The following is a 19600-nucleotide window of genomic DNA, read 5'->3' on the forward strand; positions in this document are numbered from 1 at the left end:
ATGTTGAGGACATTGTCAGTCGTATTATTGTTATTGGTTAGTTGTGTAAGCCATGCTGCGACAGAGTCGACCATGTCCTTGCTGGATAACCGCTTTCGAGTGGATCCAACCATCGATCAAATCACTTTCTTGATTTATCGCGAAAATCCTTCTCAGCCCGTGGTGCTAGTGCGACCAGATGGTCGAAAATACTACGCCTTCAAAAGCTACCCCAACGTCCGCTGGTATCAAGAGTCAGCCATGGACATTATCTCTATCGACAACCCAATGCCGGGCCCTTGGCAAGCCGTGGGAAAAGTGAGCCCCAAAAACAACATTCGGCTGATTTCTCACCTGACGCTTTCAACGGATCTCTTCCCCAGTCGTTTGTATCATGGCGAAGTGATGAAATTCACCGCAAGGCTCGCATCGGATGATAAGCCGTTAGTCCTGAGAGATTTCCTTGATCGCGTCAATCTAAAAGTGACTTTCACGAAGTTTGTTGAAAACGAGCAAGATTTAGTAAAAGAAGCGCGTCCAGTTCCCATTGTTATTGGTGATTTTAGCGATGATGGCACGGGCTTAGATGAACGAGCTGGCGATGGTGTGTTTACTGTGCAGTTGCCTATCGAAGTGGACCCGGGCAAGTATCGGGCGCGTATCACCTCAGGAAATGGCGTGTTCCTACGAGCCAAAGAACAGGAAGTGCTGGTCTATCCTAGCCCTGTTTCGACCACCTTCATTCAGTCACGTGATGAAGGCAAGCCACACAGTATTGTGGTTTCAGGCGAGCAAGGCATGGTGCAGCCTGGGTCTTTGGCGGTTCACATTGAGCAAAGTGCTCCGGATGATTTCGTCAATTATGTGCAAGGGCAGGCGGACAAAGAGAGCTTAAAAGTGTCGATGCTGCTCGATAGTAGCCAGATGATCGGCATTTATGGTTGGAAGGGTGAAGTGTTCGCCACTGACGCCGCGACACAACGCCCATTGATGTTCCCCATCTCACAACAAACGTTCAGTGTTGTGAAAGAGGTGGATATTGAAGCCGCGCGCAAAGCCAAAGAAGCCGCGCTTGCAGAACAACGCCGCATTGAAGAAGAACAACGACTTTTGGCGCAAAGAGAGGCCGATCGTAAACAAGCCATCATGATGATTGGTATTGGTAACGTGGTAGTCATCTTACTCGGGCTGGTGGTGTGGTTCGTCTGGGGCAAGTTGCGAGCAAAACGCCAAGCCATTCCAGAGATGCAATTAGAAGTGCCGAAGAAATAAGTGGATAACTTCGGAATACCCGCCAACTCAGAGAGTTTTTGAGTTGGTGACGAAAAATGGACAAATAACCCATGTCGAAGAACAAAGTTTTGGTGATTTATGCTCACCCGTCGCAACATCGCTCAGAGGTCAATGCGCCACTGTTTGCCGCAGCGCAAGCCGTTGACGGTGTCACGTGTGTCGATCTGTATGCCGAGTACCCTCAGTTCGACATCAACATCGACAATGAACAAGCTCGACTGCTGGAACATGATGTCATCGTGTTTCAGTTTCCTCTTTACTGGTATTCCACCCCTGCATTGTTGAAAGAGTGGCAAGACTTGGTGCTGGAATACGGCTTTGCTTACGGGACAGATGGAACCGCTTTGAAAGACAAGCTGATGCTCTGTGTGGTTTCTGCAGGAGGCAAAGAAGAAGCATACAAAGCAGAGGGTTATAACCACTTTACCATTCGTCAATTGTTGGCACCGATTGAACAAATGGCCGCGCTAACCAGTATGCACTACCTACCACCGTTTGCGATATTTGGTGCACGTACCGCGTTAGAGGAAAATCGTATTGACCAGCATGTCGAGCGCTACGTGACTTTGCTGCAAGCCTTAGTGGAAGATCGAGTCAATATCCACGCCGCCAATCATTTGAACAAAATCACTCATGCCCTACCTCAAATCATCAAGGAAGCCTGATGACTCAAATATTTTTACAAGCCTTCATCTACCTGATTGCCGCAGTGATTGCCGTGCCATTAGCAAAACGCTTTGGCCTAGGTTCTGTGCTTGGGTACCTTATCGCTGGCGTGGTGATTGGCCCCATCGTTGGTTTGGTCGGGGAAGAAACCACCACCATTCAGCATTTCGCCGAATTTGGTGTGGTGATGATGTTGTTTTTGGTCGGTTTAGAGCTTGAGCCTAAAATGCTCTGGGCAATGCGTAACCGCTTATTGGGGCTAGGCGGCTTACAAGTTGCGGGTACCGCTGGGATTATTGTGGCGATTGCTGTCTATTTCGGCCAAGTGTGGACCACGGCCTTAGCGATTGGATTGATTTTCGCCTTATCATCAACGGCGATCGTGTTGCAAACCTTTAACGAGAAGCGATTAAGCAAGACGGAAGGGGGTAAAAACGCGTTTTCTGTGTTGTTGTTCCAAGACATCGCGGTCATTCCGATGCTGGCTTTCATCCCACTGCTCGCCCTGCCTGAATTGGTCGAGCAAGCTCAGCAATCCATCCAATCGGCCTCGGAGCATCATGAACAGTTGAGCCTGGTTGCCGGCTTACCTGGCTGGGCCTATGGTATCGTCATTACACTTTCCATTGGCGTGGTGATCGTCGGTGGGCATTACCTCAGTCGTCCGATCTTTCGTTACGTGGCCGATTCCGGCTTAAGAGAAATTTTTACCGCAGCGGCCTTGATGCTGGTGATTGGTATTGCGGCGTTGATGAGTTTAGTTGGACTGTCTCCTGCGTTGGGCACATTTTTGGCGGGCGTGATGCTGGCAAACAGTGAGTTTCGTCATGAGCTCGAATCGAATATTGAGCCTTTCAAAGGGCTGCTTTTGGGCCTGTTTTTCATTACGGTCGGAGCGGGCATCGATTTTACCATTCTCTTCAATAAGTTTGGCACCATCATCGGTTTAACGTTGGCGGTGATGCTCCTGAAAGCCATAGTGTTACTGGCGCTGTCGTTTATTTTCCGCATAAAAGGCAGTGATCGTTGGCTGTTTGCATTGAGCTTGGCGCAGGCGGGTGAATTTGGTTTTGTGCTGCTGAGTTTCTCAGTACAAAATCACGTGATATCGACGTCTCTCTCCCAGCAACTCTCGCTGGTGGTGGCGATCTCCATGTTTCTCACTCCGGGTCTATTTATCCTCTTTGATCGAGTTATTTTGCCGAAGTTCGCCACTAAGTTTAATGAAAGAGCCGATGATGACATTGATGAAAAAGGCACAGTGATCATCGCTGGTATTGGGCGCTTTGGACAGATAGTCAATCGCTTATTGTTGTCTAACGGAATTAAAACCGTTGCACTTGATTACCAAGCAAATCAGGTAGATGTGATGCGACAGATTGGCACTCAAGCTTACTTTGGTGATGTGACTCGCCCCGATATTCTGCACACCGCGGGAATTGAAGAAGCGGCCGCGATTGTGGTCGCGATTGATAATCGCGATGCCAGTGTAGAGTTAGTCAAGCAGGTTAAGCACGCTTACCCCAGTGTGAAAGTCATCGCCAGAGCATTTGACCGTGGACACGGTTATCGTCTGCGCCAAGCCGGGGCGGATGTGATTGAGTCAGAAACTTATCATTCGGCATTAGAAGTGGGCGGGCAAACCATGAAATTATTGGGGGTTCATCCGTTTTTTGTTGAGCAACAAAAGATGAGATACAAGCGCGTTGAAAATCGTAAGTCAGATTCTTTGTACAGCGCTTGGTTAGACGATTCAGAAGGTGAGCGTTTTGATAACAACTACAGAAAGTTGTTTATGCAGCTTGAAGAAAAAATGATGTTGGAAATGCAAAAGGATCGCCATACCAATCTTTCTCGCTCCGAGCGGGGTTGGACACCGCCCCCCAAAGATTACGCGGACGATCTGCAAGAGCTCAACAATGAGGTAAATGATCTCAACTTCAAATAGTGTTATTTGATTTTTGTAAGACCAAGGTTGACTGAAGCCATTGCTATTCAGTGTGTCTTTTCGACGGGCATATCATTGAGCAATGGCTTTTTAACATATCAGATTCCCATCGGCGTCGTATTCAGCGCGAGTGCCCATATCTTCTTGATATTCTTCAATTCGGGTAAAACGACAATCAAGAGGTTGGTATTTTTCCATGATTTCTTTAACGGATTTATGTACGACTAAGCAATCCGTAAACTGCAAGTCATCCCAAATCAAACGTTTTTCCAAGGGCACGGCAGCGAGTTTTTCTGGTGATAAAACGATTTTCTCGAAGGTGTAGAGCGGAGGCAGGTAGTCGGCAAAGACATCTTTTTCGTACTCGCTCTGTTCAAAGTCAACAAAATCGTAATAGGCATAATTTCGGTCTACAGGATTTCGGAAAAAATTCAGGTAGTGGTAATCATCGTGGTAAGTGTCATCGTCATTGATGATAACGGCTTTCAGCCATTGCGCTCCGGTGATATCGATATGGCGCAGTGCCAGATACAGCTCGCGTTTCACCATCATGTTTCTGCCGGACATATGTAAGTTACACAACTGGTGGTGTATCCCTTGACTGACATCTTCCTCCCTAAAGCCGTTTAAAAAGTAAAACCAGCGATTGGTGTTTTCCTGGAAGTCATTCGCCGTTAAGTCTTGTGGAGCATCGTTTTCATGCCCGACTAACACCATGGCGTGCTCGCCCACACGCTGGTACACCACATAATAATCAGAAAATTCACTCATATTAGATTCCCATCGGCGTCGTATTCAGCGCGAGTGCCCATATTTTCTTGATATTCTTCAATTCGGGTAAAGCGACAATCAAGAGGTTGGTATTTCTCCATGATTTCTTTAACGGATTTATGTACAGCAAGGCAGTTCGTGGTGTGTATATCGTTCCAAATTAAGCGTTTTTCCAAGGGCACGGCAGCGAGCTTCTCTTGTGATAAAACGATTTTCTCGAAGGTGTAGAGCGGGGGCAGGTAATCGGCAAAGACAACAAAATCGTAATATGCGTAATCCTCATCAACCGGATTTTCGTAGAAGTTTAAGTAGTGATAGTCATCGTGGTAAGTGTCATCGTCATTGATGATAACGGCTCTCAGCCATTGTGCTCCGGCGATTTCGATATGGCGCAGTGCCAGATACAGCTCGCGTTTCACCATCATTTTTCTGCCGGACATATGTAAGTTACACAACTGATGGTGTATCCCCTGACTTACATCTTCATCCCTAAAGCCATTTAGAAAGTAAAACCAGCGGTTGGTGTCTTCCTGGAATTGATTAGCCGTTAACGCTCGTGGAGTATCATTTTTATGCCCGACTAGCACCATAGCGTGCTCGCCCCATATTTTCTTTATATTCTTCAATTCGGGTAAAGCGACAGTCGAGAGGTTGGTATTTCTCCATGATTTCTTTAACGGATTTATGTACAGCAAGGCAGTTCGTGGTGTGTATATCGTTCCAAATTAAGCGTTTTTCCAAGGGCACGGCAGCGAGCTTCTCTTGTGATAAAACGATTTTCTCGAAGGTGTAGAGCGGGGGCAGGTAATCGGCAAAGACATCTTTTTCGTACTCGCTCTGGTCAAAGTCAACAAAATCGTAATATGCGTAATCCTCATCAACCGGATTTTCGTAGAAGTTTAAGTAGTGATAGTCATCGTGGTAAGTGTCATCGTCATTGATGATAACGGCTCTCAGCCATTGTGCTCCGGTGATATCGATATGGCGCAGTGCCAGATACAGCTCGCGTTTCACCATCATTTTTCTGCCGGACATATGTAAGTTACATAGCTGATGGTGTATCCCTTGACTTGTGTCTTCATCCCTAAAGCCATTTTCAAAGTAGAACCAGCGGTTGGTGTTTTCTTGAAACTGATTAAACGTAAGATCAGCTCCCGCATTTTTCTCATGACCAGTCAAAACCATAGCGTGCTCGCCCACACGCTGGTACACCACATAATAATCAGAAAACTTACTCATATCAGATTCCCATCGGCGTCGTATTCTGCGCGAGTGCCCATATCTTCTTGATACTCTTCAATTCGGGTAAATCGACAGTCGAGAGGTTGGTATTTTTCCATGATTTCTTTAACGGATTTATGTACGACTAGGCAATCCGTAAACTGCAAGTCATCCCAAATTAAGCGTTTTTCCAGGGGTACGGCAGCGAGTTTTTCTTGTGATAAGACGATTTTCTCGAAGGTGTAGAGCGGGGGCAGGTAGTCGGCAAAGACATCTTTTTCGTACTCGCTCTGGTCAAAGTCTACAAAATCGTAATAGACGTAATCCTCATCGACCGGGTTTTCATAGAAGTTTAAGTAGTGGTAATCATCGTGGTAAGTGTCATCGTCATTGATGATAACGGCTCTCAGCCATTGTGCTCCGGTGATTTCGATATGGCGCAGTGCCAGATACAGCTCGCGTTTTACCATCATGTTTCTGCCGGACATATGTAAGTTACACAGCTGATGGTGTATCCCTTGACTTACATCTTCATCCCTAAAGCCATTTAGAAAGTAAAACCAGCGATTGGTATTTTCCTGGAACTGATTAGCCGTTAACGCTCGTGGAGTATCATTTTTATGCCCGACTAACACCATGGCGTGTTCGCCCACGCGCTGGTAAACCACATAATAATCAGATAACTTACTCATATTAGATTCCCATCGGCGTCGTATTCTGCGCGAGTACCCATGTTCTCTTTATGTTCCTCTATCCGAGTAAAACGACAGTCGAGAGGTTGGTATTTTTCCATGATTTCTTTAACGGATTTATGTACAACAAGTCGGTCAGTAAACTGCAAGTCATCCCAAATTAAGCGTTTTTCCAAGGGCACGGCAGCGAGTTTTTCTGGTGATAAGACGATTTTCTCGAAGGTGTAGAGCGGGGGCAGGTAATCAGCAAAGACATCTTTCTCGTACTCGCTCTGCTCAAAATCAACGAAATCGTAATAGGCGTAATCTCGGTCTACAGGATTTCGAAAAAAATTCAGGTAGTGGTAATCATCGTGGTAAGTGTCATCGTCATTGATGATAACGGCTTTTAGCCATTGCGCTCCGGTGATATCGATATGGCGCAGTGCCAGATACAGCTCGCGTTTCACCATCATGTTTCTGCCGGACATATGTAAGTTACACAACTGGTGGTGTATCCCCTGACTTACATCTTCATCCCTAAAGCCATTTTCAAAGTAAAACCAGCGGTTGGTGTCTTCCTGGAAGTCATTACCCGTCAGGTCTCGTGGAACATCATTTTCATGCCCGACTAACACCATGGCGTGCTCGCCTACACGCTGGTAAACTACATAATAATCAGAAAATTCACTCATATGAGATTCCCATCGGCGTCGTATTCTGCGCGAGTACCCATATCTTCTTGATACTCTTCAATTCGGGTAAAGCGACAATCAAGAGGTTGGTATTTCTCCATGATTTCTTTAACGGATTTATGTACAGCAAGGCAGTTCGTGGTGTGTGTATCGTTCCAAATTAAGCGTTTTTCCAAGGGCACGGCAGCGAGCTTCTCTTGTGATAAAACGATTTTCTCGAAGGTGTAGAGCGGGGGCAGGTAATCGGCAAAGACATCTTTTTCGTACTCGCTCTGGTCAAAGTCAACAAAATCGTAATAAGCGTAATCCTCATCAACCGGATTTTCGTAGAAGTTTAAGTAGTGATAGTCATCGTGGTAAGTGTCATCGTCATTGATGATAACGGCTCTCAGCCATTGTGCTCCGGTGATATCGATATGGCGCAGTGCCAGATACAGCTCGCGTTTCACCATCATTTTTCTGCCGGACATATGTAAGTTACACAACTGATGGTGTATCCCCTGACTGACATCTTCCTCCCTAAAGCCATTTAGAAAGTAAAACCAGCGGTTGGTGTTTTCTTGAAACTGATTAAAAGTAAGATCAGCTCCCGCATTTTTCTCATGACCAGTCAAAACCATAGCGTGCTCACCCACGCGCTGGTACACCACATAATAATCAGAAAAATGACTCATATTAGATTCCTTGCTGTGATATCTGTTAGTGGCTTTGGTTTTCGGTGTACAAGACTACCTTTAGGAAATGGTTGGTTGCTCATACGTCAGTTGTACGTGCCGCTGGCTTTTTACTCAATGTGTTCTACCTACGTCATGGTTTGAATGGCGAGATTATCAAGACCAAAGCAGTGAAGTAGCAATGAAATATGGTCGGTTTTTGATTGGAATGCGAACGATAGCAACGATATATGTAACTGATAATTAAGTTTTTATTTCTAATTAAAACACGTAACGCAACTTTGGTGTTTTTGCCGCTGAACAAGAGGTTTATTGAAAGGCGGTAAGAGTCTTTATACATAAAAAAACGGGAGCTCGGCTCCCGTTGTACTTGTGATACTTTTGTGGTGACTAAGCAACGTTATCCATCACATCGGTATGAGACTTTTTTGCCGCCAGATGCTCTGGCTCAAAGTCATCAACATTGATGGTGTACAAACGATGTTGCTCCGCTTCTTTAAGCAAATCGGCTTCATCTTGAGAAATAATGCCTTGTGCTAGCCCCTCTTCTGCAATGGCATCCAAACGTAAGAATGGGCGGCGTTTACCTTGTGCTTTACACACTTTGTCAAACACAGGTTCTGCTTGCAAAATCACAGACAGTGCTAGCTCAATCTTGCCTGCTGCGTTGTGCTCTGTTGGTTGCAAATACTGATTGCGACCAATGCGGCTACGTGTCGCGCTTGGGGTTTGTAGTATGCGTGCAACTTGACTATCGATTTTGTCGCTTGGTGCTTTGCGCACACGGCCAAATGGCATGATCAAGACGCGCAATGCTTTACCAATGATGGGGTTCGGGAAGTTGGCAAGAAACTCATCAATGGCCACTTCTGTTTGCTTCAAGCTGTCTTGCAAACCCCAGTGAACCAAAGGCAGGTCTTCGACAGGGCGGCCATCTTGTTCAAAGCGTTTTAAGGTCGCTGAGCTCAAGTAAAGCTGACTGAGGATATCGCCTAAGCGGGCTGATAGACGCTCACGACGCTTCAATGAGCCACCCAGCACGGCCATTGAAATGTCTGACAATAATGCCATGTTGGCGCTATAGCGATTGAGCTTCTGGTAGTAACGTTTGGTGGCGTCGTGCGTTGGGGCGTTCGAGCCAAAACCATCGGTCAAACCAAACCAAATGCTGCGCACAAGGTTGCTCATGGTAAAGCTGACGTGGCCAGCCAAGGCTGCATCGAACTGTTCTACCGCATCAGATTTGTCCGAGTAGGCGGCTTCCATCTCTTTTAGTACATAGGGATGGCAACGAATTGCGCCTTGACCATAGATGATCATTGAACGAGTGAGGATGTTTGCCCCTTCCACCGTGACGGCGATGGGTGAACCTTGGTAGCCACGAGCAAGGAAGTTGGAGGGACCAAGGCAAATGCCTTTACCACCAACGATATCCATTGCATCGATGATGCTGCGTTGGCCACGGTGAGTACAATGGTATTTCACAATCGCGGAGATGACCGATGGTTTCTCACCAAGATCGATACCGGCAACGGTAAGATTGCTTGCTGCGTCCATCACATACGCGTTACCACCTAAGCGTGCCAACGCTTCTTCTACACCTTCAAGATGGCCGATAGGCTGTTTAAACTGGCGACGAATGCGCGAGTAAGCACCGGTTGCCAATGCAGCGGATTTGATACCACCGGTTGAGTTTGAAGGCAGGGTAATACCGCGACCAACAGAGAGACATTCAACCAGCATGCGCCAGCCTTGGCCTGCCATTTTTTGGCCACCGATAATGAAATCGATCGGTACGAAAATATCTTGGCCACGCGTTGGGCCATTCTGGAAGGGGACATTGAGAGGGAAATGACGGTTGCCGATTTCAACCCCTTTAATGTCTGTTGGGATAAGCGCACAAGTAATACCAAGATCTTCTTGCTCGCCGAGTAAGCCTTCAGGATCGCGAAGTTTGAAAGCAAGGCCCAAAACCGTTGCTACAGGGGCAAGGGTAATGTAGCGCTTGTTCCATGTTAGGCGCATGCCCAAGACTTCTTTGCCTTCCCATTCGCCTTTACAGACCACACCGTCATCTGGAATAGAACCCGCATCCGAACCCGCTTCAGGGCTGGTGAGGGCAAAACAGGGGATCTCTTTACCTTCTGCAAGGCGAGGAAGGTAGTAATTTTTCTGCTCTTCTGTACCGTAATGTTGCAAAAGTTCACCAGGACCCAAAGAGTTTGGTACGCCAACGGTCGAAGAAAGAACACCAGAGACACCAGTCAGTTTTTGCAGCACCAAAGATTGCGCGTAAGCAGAAAACTCAAGGCCACCGTATTTCTTCTTAATGATCATGGCGAAGAATTTGTGATCTTTGAGATATTGCCAAACTTCAGGAGGCAGATCGGCCAGCTCATGCGTCACTTGGTAATCGCTTACCATGGCACACACTTCATTTACCGGACCATCGAGGAAGGCTTGCTCTTCAGCAGAGAGTTTTGGTGCTGGAATGGCGTGTAGCTTTTTCCATTCTGGCTTGCCTTTGAAAAGCTCCGCTTCCCACCAAACGGTACCTGCATCCAACGCTTCTTTTTCTGTCTGAGACATGGCTGGAAGCACTTGCTTAAACAAGCCGAGCGCTTTTGCACTGATGAGCGATTGGCGTACAGAGGGCATAGCGAATACCGCCAGCGCTAAGAAGTAGCTTAGCCAGCCGATTGAGCCGACGTAACCGGAGAAAGTTAACAGCAGCATCGTGGCGGTCAACAAGGTGACGGATTTGACTAATGACATTCGATGATAGAGCGTCACGCCCAATATCAAGGTCATCGCGAGTAGGGAGAGCAAGATGTCCATATGTAGGTTCCTTTTCAGACAATTCGTTGTGTTATACGTCTGTGTTTTGGTAAGAGGTCAAACCAGTTGGTTTAAGTGTAATCAAAATATTAAAGAAATGTAAAACACAATTCTGAGCAAAAAGTGATCTGAGTAGAGTGAAAATTCTAAAATTGAGATTTCCATGGTGATTTCCTAAGCAGCTTTGAGCGAATCGCTTTACAAATCCGCGAAAACTGAGGCTTCGGTGTCGACACTATTTCCTGTTTATGGGTAAACTCAGCGTATTGCTATGTTAGCTAGGCTGTCGCTCAGCAAACATCGACGTATAACGTGATAAACCAAGATAAAGAGAACATCGTATGTACCAAGATCTGATTAGAAATGAGTTAACTGAAGCTGCTGACGTACTAAATAAATTCCTAAGCGACGATCACAACATTGCGCAAATTGAAGCGGCAGCGAAAATGATTGCCGAATCTTTTAAACAAGATGGCAAAGTGTTGTCTTGTGGTAACGGTGGTTCACATTGTGATGCGATGCATTTTGCCGAAGAACTAACGGGCCGCTACCGTGAAAATCGCCCTGGTTACGCGGGTATTGCGATTTCAGATCCAAGCCATCTTTCTTGTGTCAGTAACGACTTTGGTTATGACTATGTATTTTCTCGCTACGTTGAAGCGGTCGGTCGTAAAGGCGATGTGCTGTTTGGTCTATCAACGTCTGGCAATTCAGGCAACATTCTGAAAGCGATTGAAGCGGCGAAAGCCAAGGGCATGAAAACCATCGCACTGACGGGTAAAGATGGCGGTAAAATGGCGGGTCTTGCGGATGTTGAAATCCGAGTACCACACTTTGGTTACGCAGACCGTATTCAAGAAGTGCATATTAAAATTATCCATATCATCATCCAATTGATTGAGAAAGAGATGGAGTAATCTGATCGGGGCAACCCGTATCGATTTGTTCAGGGAGTTTTGTTCGATGTGTGAATTGCTCGGTATGAGCGCCAATGTGCCAACAGACATCTGTTTTAGTTTTACTGGCTTGATGCAACGAGGCGGTAAAACCGGACCACATAGAGATGGTTGGGGCATCACTTTCTATGAAGGAAAGGGATTTAGAACCTTCAAAGACCCAAATCCAAGTTGTGAATCGAAGATTGCGGAGTTGGTGCAAAGTTATCCGATTAAAAGTTGTTCGGTGATCAGCCATATTCGCCAAGCGAATCGAGGTGGTGTTTCTTTAGAAAATACCCACCCATTCACTCGTGAGCTTTGGGGGCGATATTGGACATTTGCACACAATGGCCAACTCACGGACTATCAATCGTTGGATACCGGGCGACATCGTCCAGTTGGGCAAACGGACAGTGAAAAAGCGTTTTGCTGGCTGATGAATCAATTGGAACAGCGTTATCCTGATATTCCTCAGGATATGGAACAGGTGTTTGCTTACCTTGCCTCTTGCTGTGAAACCCTGCGAGAAAAAGGGGTGTTCAATATGCTGCTCAGTGATGGCGAGTATGTGATGACGTATTGTACCAACCATCTTTACTGGATCACTCGTCGAGCACCTTTTGGTAATGCAGCGTTGCTGGATGAAGATGTTGAGATTAACTTTCAAGAAGAGACCACCCCTAACGACGTTGTCTCTGTGATTGCGACCCAGCCTCTAACCGGTAATGAAACTTGGCAGAGAATGAAGCCAGGGGAGTATGGTCTGTTTCACTTTGGCGAGCGAGTCAGCAGTAACGCCAATTTATTACTTGATGTCCCGTTTGCAGCAGCAAAACCAAGCTGCCAAGCGCCAACGGAACCACTTGAATAAAACGGTATTGCGAGTTTGTATTGAAAATGGGTTGCGATAAGCAACCCATTTTTTCTTTCGATGTCGAGTGGCGACAATGAATCGCCTTACTCTGCAGCGTAACCGGCGCTGCCAAGTGGTTGGCCATCGAGATAGGGGACACCTTGTTGCATGACAAGCCGCTCTTCTGCCATCCACTTCACCACTAAGGGATAGATGCTGTGCTCTTGCGTTAACACGCGCTCCGCTAGGCTTTGTGCGTCATCTTCTGCAAAAACAGGCACTTTCGCCTGTAAGATCACTGGGCCCCCATCTAATTCTTCCGTGACAAAATGCACACTGGTGCCGTGTTCACTGTCCCCGGCATCGATAGCGCGCTGGTGGGTATGAAGGCCGGGGTATTTAGGCAAGAGGGAAGGATGTATATTGACCATTTTTCCTAAATAGTGACGTACAAATTCACCACTCAGAATGCGCATGTAACCAGCCAGTACGACGATGTCGGGTTGGTATTCGTCTATCGCTTTCATCAATTCACGATCAAAACTTTCTCTATCGGTAAACGCCTTGGGATCGATGTAATGAGCGGGTACCGAAAACTGTTTGGCTCGTTCAAGACCGTAAGCGTCGGCTTTGTTTGAGAAAACCGCACACACTTTGGCTCGGCTTGTATCACACTCGCATGCTTCAAGAATGGCTTGCAGGTTGCTGCCGCTGCCGGAAATCAGTACCACGATTTTTTTCATAACCACTGTCCATTTACTGCTGGTTCTTAAGATCACTGTCTTGCAAGAAAATACCTGCTTTTTGCAGGGTTTTCAGTGTGCCAAATAGCAGAATGAGGACATAGCGTCCTCATTCTGAAGTTATTTTAGGTTTTGCAGCTTAGTTGATTTCAACTTGCTCTTCGCCAGCTTCGGCCTGAGCAATCGCACCAATCACCCACGCTTTTTCACCTTCTTGTTGAAGCAGTGCAACCGCAGCTTCCGCTTGATCTTGAGGCAGTGCCACAATCAAGCCGACACCACAGTTGAATGTACGGTACATTTCGCGCGTAGCCACATTTCCTTTTTCTTGCAGCCATTGGAAAATGACCGGCCATTCCCAGCTCTTTTCATCGATCACCGCTTTGGTACCTTCTGGCAATACGCGTGGGATGTTTTCCCAGAAACCGCCGCCAGTGATGTGCGAAATCGCGTGAATGTCATGTTGCTCAATCATTTTGAGTGCAGACTTGATGTAAATTTTGGTTGGCTCAAGTAGGTGCTCACCAATAGTGCGGCCTGCAAGCTCCTCATTTTTGTCTGCGCCAGACACTTCGAGGATTTTACGCACTAATGAGTAACCGTTTGAGTGTGGACCACTTGAACCGACAGCGATCAATGCATCACCTACCGCGACTTTAGTACCGTCGATAATGTCTTCTTTCTCTACTACACCGACACAGAAGCCTGCGACGTCGTAGTCTTCGCCTTCGTACATGCCCGGCATTTCTGCGGTCTCACCGCCGATCAAAGCACAACCTGCTTGAATACAGCCTTCCGCGATGCCTGAAATAACATCCGCAGCCACATCGACATCCAGCTTGCCCGTTGCGTAGTAATCTAGGAAAAACAGAGGTTCAGCACCTTGTACGATCAAATCGTTTACACACATAGCAACGAGATCAATACCAATGGTGTCGTGCTTGTTCATATCCAGAGCTAAGCGCAGCTTGGTGCCAACGCCATCAGTGCCAGAAACTAGAACAGGTTGCTTGTACTTTGTTGGCAGTTCGCATAAAGCACCAAAACCACCAATGCCACCCATTACTTCAGGGCGACGTGTACGTTTTACAGAACCTTTAATACGCTCAACCAGGGCGTTGCCTGCATCAATATCTACACCAGCATCTTTATAGCTAAGAGAAGAGTTGTTACCACTCACGGGGAAGTCCTCGGTTTGAAGTTGGATATGAAAACGGCGCTATTCTATCAGGGCAGGAATATAAAGAGCAAACGTTTGCGCAAGTTTTTTTGTTGTGCAATGTAACGAGAAATTCTGTACGAAATCGTTTATAATCGGCAAGTTTATGTAAATTTTATCTATATTGCCGGAGATGGACATGAAAGTTGTTGAAGTAAAACACCCTCTTGTAAAACACAAAATTGGTTTGATGAGAGAAGGTGATATCAGCACTAAGCGTTTTCGTGAGCTAGCCACTGAAGTTGGTAGTCTTTTAACTTACGAAGCAACTTCAGATTTTGAAACGGAAAAAGTGACCATTGAAGGTTGGAATGGCCCAGTTGAAGTGGATCAAATCAAGGGCAAAAAAGTAACGGTTGTGCCAATCCTACGTGCTGGTCTAGGCATGATGGATGGCGTGCTTGAGCACATGCCAAGTGCACGTATCAGCGTAGTTGGTATTTACCGTGATGAAGAAACATTAGAGCCAATCCCATACTTCAACAAGCTGGCTTCTAACATGGAAGAACGCATTGCATTGGTGGTTGACCCAATGCTTGCAACTGGCGGCTCTATGATCGCGACGATCGACCTTCTCAAAGAGAAAGGCTGTCAGCAAATCAAAGTATTGGTGTTGGTTGCAGCGCCAGAAGGTATTGAAGCGCTAGAGAAAGCACACCCAGATGTTGAACTGTACTGCGCAGCTATCGATGAGAAACTGAATGACAAGGGCTACATCGTCCCTGGTCTTGGTGATGCTGGTGATAAGATTTTCGGTACCAAGTAATCCTTCCGATTTGTCTAATGCATATTAATAAAAAATGCCTGGTCACTGACCAGGCATTTTTTTATTCGGATTTCTTTACGTTCGACAAACAAGGTGTGGTTCACCGAACCAAGCTTCATTTGGCAATTAGTTTTGTGCTTCTTCTTCCATCTGAGCGTTATCCACTACGTGGTTTTCACCCATGTCATGCGGCAGGATAAGGTTAAGAATAATCGCCACGATACCACATAGACTCACGCCCTGTAGGCTGAACTCGCCAATACCAAAAGCCATACCGCCAATACCAAACACCAATGTCACCGCGACAATCACAAGGTTGCGAGATTTATGCAGATCCACGTGATTCTTGATTAACGTATTAAGACCTACAGTGGCAATCGAACCAAAGAGAAGAATCATAATACCGCCCATCACAGGAACGGGAATGGTTTGCAGGGTAGCGCCTAATTTACCGACAAGTGCAAGAACAATAGCGGTGATGGCAGCCCATGTCATGATGACTGGGTTGTAAGCTTTGGTGAGCATCACTGCGCCAGTAACTTCACTGTAGGTTGTGTTTGGTGGTGCACCAACCATCGATGCGGCAATGGTCGCAACCCCGTCACCAGCAATCGTGCGGTGTAGTCCTGGTTTTTTCAGGTAGTTTTTACCTGTGACGTTAGATATAGCCAACATGTCACCTACGTGCTCAACGGCAGGAGCGATTGCAACAGGGATCATGAATAGAATCGCGTTGATGTTGAACTCAGGGGTGGTGAAGTTTGGCATGGCTAGCCAAGCGGCTTGAGCCACCGGTGTAAAGTCAACCACTCCGTAGAATAGTGAAACCGAGTAACCTGCCAAGATACCACCGACGATAGGAACCAGCTTTAGGAAACCTTTTGCAAATACGCTCAGCGCAATGGTCGTGAAGAGTGAAACTGCGGAGATAATGATTGCTGCATCACCATTGACGAGTTGAACCGCACCATCACCAGTTTTCCCTACCGCCATGTTGACCGCCGTTGGCGCAAGACCAAGGCCGATAACCATGATCACAGGGCCAACAACGACAGGTGGCAAAATTTTGTGAATGAAGCCCACACCACGTACTTTGATCATCGCGCCAAGTGCAACGTAAACCAAACCTGCTGCCATTAAGCCACCCATGGTTGCGCCAATACCCCATGTTTGAATACCAAACATGATTGGCGCAATAAAAGCGAAAGAGGAGGCTAGAAAAATGGGAACGCTTCGTTTGGTGATCAATTGGAACAATAAGGTGCCGACACCTGCACCAAATAAAGCGACGTTAGGGTCCAATCCGGTCAGCAACGGTACGAGTACCAAGGCACCGAATGCGACAAATAACATTTGTGCACCCTGTAAAGCATTTTTCATAAAGGCTCCCTATTAATAACTATGCAGATAAATTCGCGGGATTCTATCACTTTGCAAACGATTGCTAAGTATTTTTGATCAATTTTTTGCAAGATTGCTGCTGTTTGTCCGTAAATCAAACGAATTGAGAGCTTTTTATTCACTTGACTGAGAAGTGCAGTAAAAATCTGCTGTTTTCTTGCTCATGATGGGAGAGTTGCTTATCATCTGACATCTCAAGAAGTAACTTAGGACTTATATGCGTTATTTAGCTCTATTGATGATCGGGTGTTTATCGCTACCCGCTTATGCATTAACTCAGGTGGATATCTACCGCACAGAAGTCGCGATTGACAGCACAAAAGACAAAGGTGAAGAGTTAGCTCGTCAGCAGGCAATGAAGCAGGTTATTGTTCGAGCATCCGGTTACCAAGACTCGGTTGATAATCCCGTTGTGACAAAGGCACTTCAATCCAGCGCCCGTTATATTTCGCAATTGAGCTATGGCAAAGAAGGGGATGTCATGACCCTGAAGTTGCTTTTTAATGATGCGCAAATTCGCTCGCTATTAACGCAAGCCCAACTGCCTTTTTGGCCAACAAACCGAAATAATCTGCTGGTTTGGTTGGTGGAAGAGCAAAACTATGATCGCAAGATCGTGTGGGAGCACTCGGCGAGCAACGTTTCTGACCAATTGAAGCAAGCCGCTCGTGATCGTGGTTTGCCATTGACGTTGCCTGTGGGTGACTTTGACGATATCACCGGTATTGAAGTGTCGGACTTGTGGGGAGGCTTTGCCAAACCGATCAGTTTAGCCAGCGGTCGCTACCCAGTGGATGGCGTGTTGGTGATTCGTGCTCAAGGAAATTCATTGCGTTGGAATCTGTACGATCAATCCCCTGGCGCTATCGCGCGCTCTAATGTTGCGCCTGTCACCGGAAGTGCCAATGGTGGTGATGCAGCGACACAACTGATTAATGCTGTTGCCGATTTTTATGCTAAACGTAGCGCCGTCGTTGTTCTTGGTGAGTCCTCTGAATCGGTCGTGGTGAAGTTTTTAAACATCAACAACGCAATTGATTTCTTTACGTTAGAAAAGACACTCACGTCGTTGAACTCAGTGGCCAATCTTGATGTATTAGAAATCAAAGGTAATGAGTTGATGTTGCGTGTGCACTTGCTGGCTTCGCAAGAAGCGTTTGAGCAAGAAGCCACAAAGCTGTCTAAAATCACCAAATTTGATGATCCGTTGCTGGTAGAAGATGAAGAGAATGCTGTGCCAGTGCCGCCAATTGAGACGCAAGTTCAGCCAACAAAAAATGACGCACTGACTAAAAATGATGAGGTGGGTGAACCTGCCATTGAGCCCATCATGCCAACACTGAACGAGGAGACCACTCATTCGCCAGTGGTGGTCGAACAACCGCCAGCTAAGCCAAAATATCAAATGGTGTTTGAGTGGTTAAGTTAGGTTGCTCTCGTGATATGAGCTTCTAATACTGTGAATAGTTAGATATAAAAACAGCCAACGTTGATCGTTGGCTGTTTTTTTATGCTTATTGCGGCAATGAGGGCAAAAGCCATTATGTTACGGCTGATTGCCAAACTTCGCTTTCTCTTCTTTTTCGACTTGCGATAGCTTTTTCAACTTCATTCCTAGCTCTTGGCCGCGCGCTCTCGCAAAGAGAATATTGCCAGCAAAGCCTAACGTGGTGAGCAACAGCTCGACCAAAGCCAGCCAACGCTCACCACCATCGACGTACAAAATCGTTAAAGCGTGTAAAAAATAGAGCATTAAAACAAAGTTTGCCCAAGCGTGGGTGTAGGGCTTACCCGCCAAAATACCTGGTAATGGTAAAAGCAGGGGAATACACCATGCGATCGCGAGGGTAGTGGAACTTAAATGAGGGTGTGGCGATAACGCCAATTGCCAAAGTACAACCCACAGTAACAGCGATAAATTGCCAAACAAGGCCAAATAGCGGTACTGCTGTGTTTTTGGACTCATGTCGACATCAGACATCTACGACTCCTTTTGCTTTTTGGCAACCAGTGCCAAGCGCTTTCCTAATTGTTGCGCCAAGCGAATTTCTTCTGTGGTGAGTGAGCTTTCGTGACCAACACTACTTGCGCCATATGGGGTGCCACCCGATTGTGTTTGGTGCAGATCAGGCTCCGAATAAGGGATACCCAAAATCAACATGCCGTGATGCAGCAGTGGGACCATCATATTCTGTAGCGTCGTTTCTTGCCCCCCGTGCATACTACTTGATGAAGTAAAAACACAGGCTGGTTTATCAATCAAAGATCCATTCAACCACAGTGGTGAGGTTTGATCCCAAAAGTGCTTTAGTGGCGTTGCCATTGCACCAAACCAAACGGGGCTTCCCAAAGCAAGCCCGTCACAGTTACGCAACTCATCCAGAGTAACAATAGGCTCTGATGCTTGTTGTGAGCTGGCGTTCAATTCTGTAACGGTGCGCAGGACAGCTTCGCAATGGGGAATGGATTCAATTCCCCGGGCAATTTGGCGAGCAAGTAATTTGGTTTTTCCGTGACGGCTGTAGTACAGCACCAACAGCTGAGTAGTCACTGACAATTACAAAATCTCTAATACTTGCTCTGGTGGGCGACCAATACGAGCTTGGCCATTAGCAACCACGACAGGGCGTTCAAAAAGTGATGGGTTTTCTGCCATCGCATTAAACAGTTGTTCGTCAGTGACCTTGTCATCACCTAAAGAGAGCGATTTATACAAGTCTTCTTTTGTACGCATCATGTCACGGACAGAGGAGAAGCCCAATTGAGCGTAAAGGGCTTTGAGTTGTTCTACATTGAGTGGTGTTTCAAGGTACTTCACCACTTCAGGCGTCACGCCATGTTGTTCCAATAGTTCGAGGGTTTGACGGCTCTTTGAGCAGCGTGGATTGTGATAAATCACGACTGACATAGGATTCTCCATGTAT

The 19600-nt window shown here is 46.5% G+C and carries 20 protein-coding genes; 7 read left to right on the forward strand and 13 right to left on the reverse strand.

Annotation, left to right across the window (positions count from 1 at the left end):
• From PQQ36_RS08085 to PQQ36_RS08095, 3 genes are all read left to right on the forward strand, one after another.
• Complete coding sequence (locus PQQ36_RS08085) at nt 1-1251, forward strand: TIGR03503 family protein (protein ID WP_011079789.1); 1251 nt, start codon at nt 1-3, stop codon at nt 1249-1251.
• A gap of 71 nt (nt 1252-1322) precedes the next feature.
• The gene (locus PQQ36_RS08090; protein ID WP_185891731.1) at nt 1323-1937 is read left to right on the forward strand and encodes an NAD(P)H-dependent oxidoreductase; all 615 of its coding nucleotides are present in this window, start codon (nt 1323-1325) and stop codon (nt 1935-1937) included.
• Nucleotides 1937-3886: a monovalent cation:proton antiporter-2 (CPA2) family protein gene (locus PQQ36_RS08095; RefSeq protein ID WP_185891729.1), complete on the forward strand. Its 1950-nt coding sequence runs from the start codon at nt 1937-1939 to the stop codon at nt 3884-3886. Before PQQ36_RS08090 ends, PQQ36_RS08095 begins: the two co-directional genes overlap by 1 nt.
• A gap of 90 nt (nt 3887-3976) precedes the next feature.
• Here the strand turns inward: PQQ36_RS08095 and PQQ36_RS08100 are convergent, their stop codons facing one another.
• From PQQ36_RS08100 to fadE, 7 genes are all read right to left on the reverse strand, one after another.
• A complete protein-coding gene (locus PQQ36_RS08100) occupies nt 3977-4657 on the reverse strand; it encodes a hypothetical protein (RefSeq protein ID WP_263180133.1) in 681 nt (226 codons plus the stop codon).
• Nucleotides 4654-5247 (reverse strand): hypothetical protein, encoded by a 594-nt coding sequence (locus PQQ36_RS08105; protein ID WP_263180131.1) that lies wholly within the window; start codon nt 5245-5247, stop codon nt 4654-4656. The genes PQQ36_RS08100 and PQQ36_RS08105 overlap by 4 nt, the downstream gene beginning before the upstream one ends.
• Entirely contained in the window at nt 5228-5896 is a 669-nt protein-coding gene (locus PQQ36_RS08110; RefSeq protein WP_273660703.1) for a hypothetical protein, read from the reverse strand. Before PQQ36_RS08110 ends, PQQ36_RS08105 begins: the two co-directional genes overlap by 20 nt.
• Nucleotides 5893-6570, reverse strand: a complete 678-nt coding sequence (locus tag PQQ36_RS08115; RefSeq protein ID WP_273660706.1) for a hypothetical protein — start codon at nt 6568-6570, stop codon at nt 5893-5895. Before PQQ36_RS08115 ends, PQQ36_RS08110 begins: the two co-directional genes overlap by 4 nt.
• Nucleotides 6567-7244 carry a hypothetical protein gene (locus tag PQQ36_RS08120; protein WP_157401999.1) on the reverse strand — a complete coding sequence of 226 codons (678 nt, stop codon included), beginning with the start codon at nt 7242-7244 and terminating at the stop codon, nt 6567-6569. Before PQQ36_RS08120 ends, PQQ36_RS08115 begins: the two co-directional genes overlap by 4 nt.
• Complete coding sequence (locus tag PQQ36_RS08125) at nt 7241-7918, reverse strand: hypothetical protein (RefSeq protein WP_273660709.1); 678 nt, start codon at nt 7916-7918, stop codon at nt 7241-7243. The genes PQQ36_RS08120 and PQQ36_RS08125 overlap by 4 nt, the downstream gene beginning before the upstream one ends.
• A gap of 390 nt (nt 7919-8308) precedes the next feature.
• Nucleotides 8309-10756, reverse strand: a complete 2448-nt coding sequence (gene fadE / locus PQQ36_RS08130; protein ID WP_011150942.1) for an acyl-CoA dehydrogenase FadE — start codon at nt 10754-10756, stop codon at nt 8309-8311.
• A 341-nt stretch (nt 10757-11097) separates the two neighbouring features.
• Here fadE and lpcA point away from each other — a divergent pair, with 341 nt between their 5' ends.
• Together lpcA and PQQ36_RS08140 are read left to right on the forward strand one after the other, a co-directional pair.
• Complete coding sequence (lpcA, locus tag PQQ36_RS08135) at nt 11098-11673, forward strand: D-sedoheptulose 7-phosphate isomerase (RefSeq protein ID WP_011079797.1); 576 nt, start codon at nt 11098-11100, stop codon at nt 11671-11673.
• Nucleotides 11674-11719: 46 nt separating this feature from the next.
• Nucleotides 11720-12565, forward strand: a complete 846-nt coding sequence (locus tag PQQ36_RS08140; RefSeq protein ID WP_011079798.1) for a class II glutamine amidotransferase — start codon at nt 11720-11722, stop codon at nt 12563-12565.
• A gap of 86 nt (nt 12566-12651) precedes the next feature.
• On the opposite strand, the gene purN is transcribed toward PQQ36_RS08140, so the two are convergent.
• Both purN and purM read right to left on the reverse strand, forming a co-directional pair.
• Entirely contained in the window at nt 12652-13290 is a 639-nt protein-coding gene (gene purN / locus PQQ36_RS08145) for a phosphoribosylglycinamide formyltransferase (protein ID WP_118893450.1), read from the reverse strand.
• 139 nt (nt 13291-13429) lie between these two features.
• Entirely contained in the window at nt 13430-14470 is a 1041-nt protein-coding gene (gene purM, locus PQQ36_RS08150; protein WP_225470473.1) for a phosphoribosylformylglycinamidine cyclo-ligase, read from the reverse strand.
• A gap of 178 nt (nt 14471-14648) precedes the next feature.
• On the opposite strand from purM, the gene upp reads away from it, so the two are divergent.
• Nucleotides 14649-15275 (forward strand): uracil phosphoribosyltransferase, encoded by a 627-nt coding sequence (upp, locus tag PQQ36_RS08155; RefSeq protein ID WP_011079801.1) that lies wholly within the window; start codon nt 14649-14651, stop codon nt 15273-15275.
• 126 nt (nt 15276-15401) lie between these two features.
• Here upp and PQQ36_RS08160 read toward each other — a convergent pair whose 3' ends face one another.
• Nucleotides 15402-16655: a uracil-xanthine permease family protein gene (locus PQQ36_RS08160; protein ID WP_011150939.1), complete on the reverse strand. Its 1254-nt coding sequence runs from the start codon at nt 16653-16655 to the stop codon at nt 15402-15404.
• Between the two features lie 238 nt (nt 16656-16893).
• Here PQQ36_RS08160 and PQQ36_RS08165 point away from each other — a divergent pair, with 238 nt between their 5' ends.
• Nucleotides 16894-18105: a DUF2066 domain-containing protein gene (locus PQQ36_RS08165; protein ID WP_011150938.1), complete on the forward strand. Its 1212-nt coding sequence runs from the start codon at nt 16894-16896 to the stop codon at nt 18103-18105.
• Nucleotides 18106-18222: 117 nt separating this feature from the next.
• Here the strand turns inward: PQQ36_RS08165 and PQQ36_RS08170 are convergent, their stop codons facing one another.
• From PQQ36_RS08170 to arsC, 3 genes are read right to left on the reverse strand one after another with little or no spacing between them, the layout of a single operon-like run.
• A complete protein-coding gene (locus tag PQQ36_RS08170) occupies nt 18223-18657 on the reverse strand; it encodes a DUF2069 domain-containing protein (protein ID WP_011079804.1) in 435 nt (144 codons plus the stop codon).
• A complete protein-coding gene (wrbA, locus tag PQQ36_RS08175; RefSeq protein WP_011079805.1) occupies nt 18658-19233 on the reverse strand; it encodes an NAD(P)H:quinone oxidoreductase in 576 nt (191 codons plus the stop codon).
• Nucleotides 19234-19584: an arsenate reductase (glutaredoxin) gene (gene arsC / locus PQQ36_RS08180; RefSeq protein WP_013571287.1), complete on the reverse strand. Its 351-nt coding sequence runs from the start codon at nt 19582-19584 to the stop codon at nt 19234-19236.
• Between the last annotated feature and the right edge of the window lie 16 nt (nt 19585-19600).

The sequence above is a fragment of the Vibrio sp. CCUG 15886 genome (genome assembly GCF_028570825.1).
GTDB lineage: Bacteria > Pseudomonadota > Gammaproteobacteria > Enterobacterales > Vibrionaceae > Vibrio > Vibrio vulnificus_B.

What these genes read in the sequence shown, in the direction of transcription:
- PQQ36_RS08170 (WP_011079804.1), bottom strand. Translation starts at nt 18,657, where the DNA reads ATGTCTGATGTCGACATGAGTCCAAAAACACAGCAGTACCGCTATTTG.
- PQQ36_RS08120 (WP_157401999.1), bottom strand. Translation starts at nt 7,244, where the DNA reads ATGAGTGAATTTTCTGATTATTATGTAGTTTACCAGCGTGTAGGCGAG.
- PQQ36_RS08085 (WP_011079789.1), top strand. Translation starts at nt 1, where the DNA reads ATGTTGAGGACATTGTCAGTCGTATTATTGTTATTGGTTAGTTGTGTA.
- PQQ36_RS08095 (WP_185891729.1), top strand. Translation starts at nt 1,937, where the DNA reads ATGACTCAAATATTTTTACAAGCCTTCATCTACCTGATTGCCGCAGTG.
- purN (WP_118893450.1), bottom strand. Translation starts at nt 13,290, where the DNA reads ATGAAAAAAATCGTGGTACTGATTTCCGGCAGCGGCAGCAACCTGCAA.
- PQQ36_RS08125 (WP_273660709.1), bottom strand. Translation starts at nt 7,918, where the DNA reads ATGAGTCATTTTTCTGATTATTATGTGGTGTACCAGCGCGTGGGTGAG.
- PQQ36_RS08100 (WP_263180133.1), bottom strand. Translation starts at nt 4,657, where the DNA reads ATGAGTGAATTTTCTGATTATTATGTGGTGTACCAGCGTGTGGGCGAG.
- arsC (WP_013571287.1), bottom strand. Translation starts at nt 19,584, where the DNA reads ATGTCAGTCGTGATTTATCACAATCCACGCTGCTCAAAGAGCCGTCAA.
- PQQ36_RS08105 (WP_263180131.1), bottom strand. Translation starts at nt 5,247, where the DNA reads ATGGTGCTAGTCGGGCATAAAAATGATACTCCACGAGCGTTAACGGCT.
- PQQ36_RS08115 (WP_273660706.1), bottom strand. Translation starts at nt 6,570, where the DNA reads ATGAGTAAGTTATCTGATTATTATGTGGTTTACCAGCGCGTGGGCGAA.
- lpcA (WP_011079797.1), top strand. Translation starts at nt 11,098, where the DNA reads ATGTACCAAGATCTGATTAGAAATGAGTTAACTGAAGCTGCTGACGTA.
- PQQ36_RS08140 (WP_011079798.1), top strand. Translation starts at nt 11,720, where the DNA reads ATGTGTGAATTGCTCGGTATGAGCGCCAATGTGCCAACAGACATCTGT.
- PQQ36_RS08090 (WP_185891731.1), top strand. Translation starts at nt 1,323, where the DNA reads ATGTCGAAGAACAAAGTTTTGGTGATTTATGCTCACCCGTCGCAACAT.
- upp (WP_011079801.1), top strand. Translation starts at nt 14,649, where the DNA reads ATGAAAGTTGTTGAAGTAAAACACCCTCTTGTAAAACACAAAATTGGT.
- fadE (WP_011150942.1), bottom strand. Translation starts at nt 10,756, where the DNA reads ATGGACATCTTGCTCTCCCTACTCGCGATGACCTTGATATTGGGCGTG.
- PQQ36_RS08165 (WP_011150938.1), top strand. Translation starts at nt 16,894, where the DNA reads ATGCGTTATTTAGCTCTATTGATGATCGGGTGTTTATCGCTACCCGCT.
- PQQ36_RS08110 (WP_273660703.1), bottom strand. Translation starts at nt 5,896, where the DNA reads ATGAGTAAGTTTTCTGATTATTATGTGGTGTACCAGCGTGTGGGCGAG.
- PQQ36_RS08160 (WP_011150939.1), bottom strand. Translation starts at nt 16,655, where the DNA reads ATGAAAAATGCTTTACAGGGTGCACAAATGTTATTTGTCGCATTCGGT.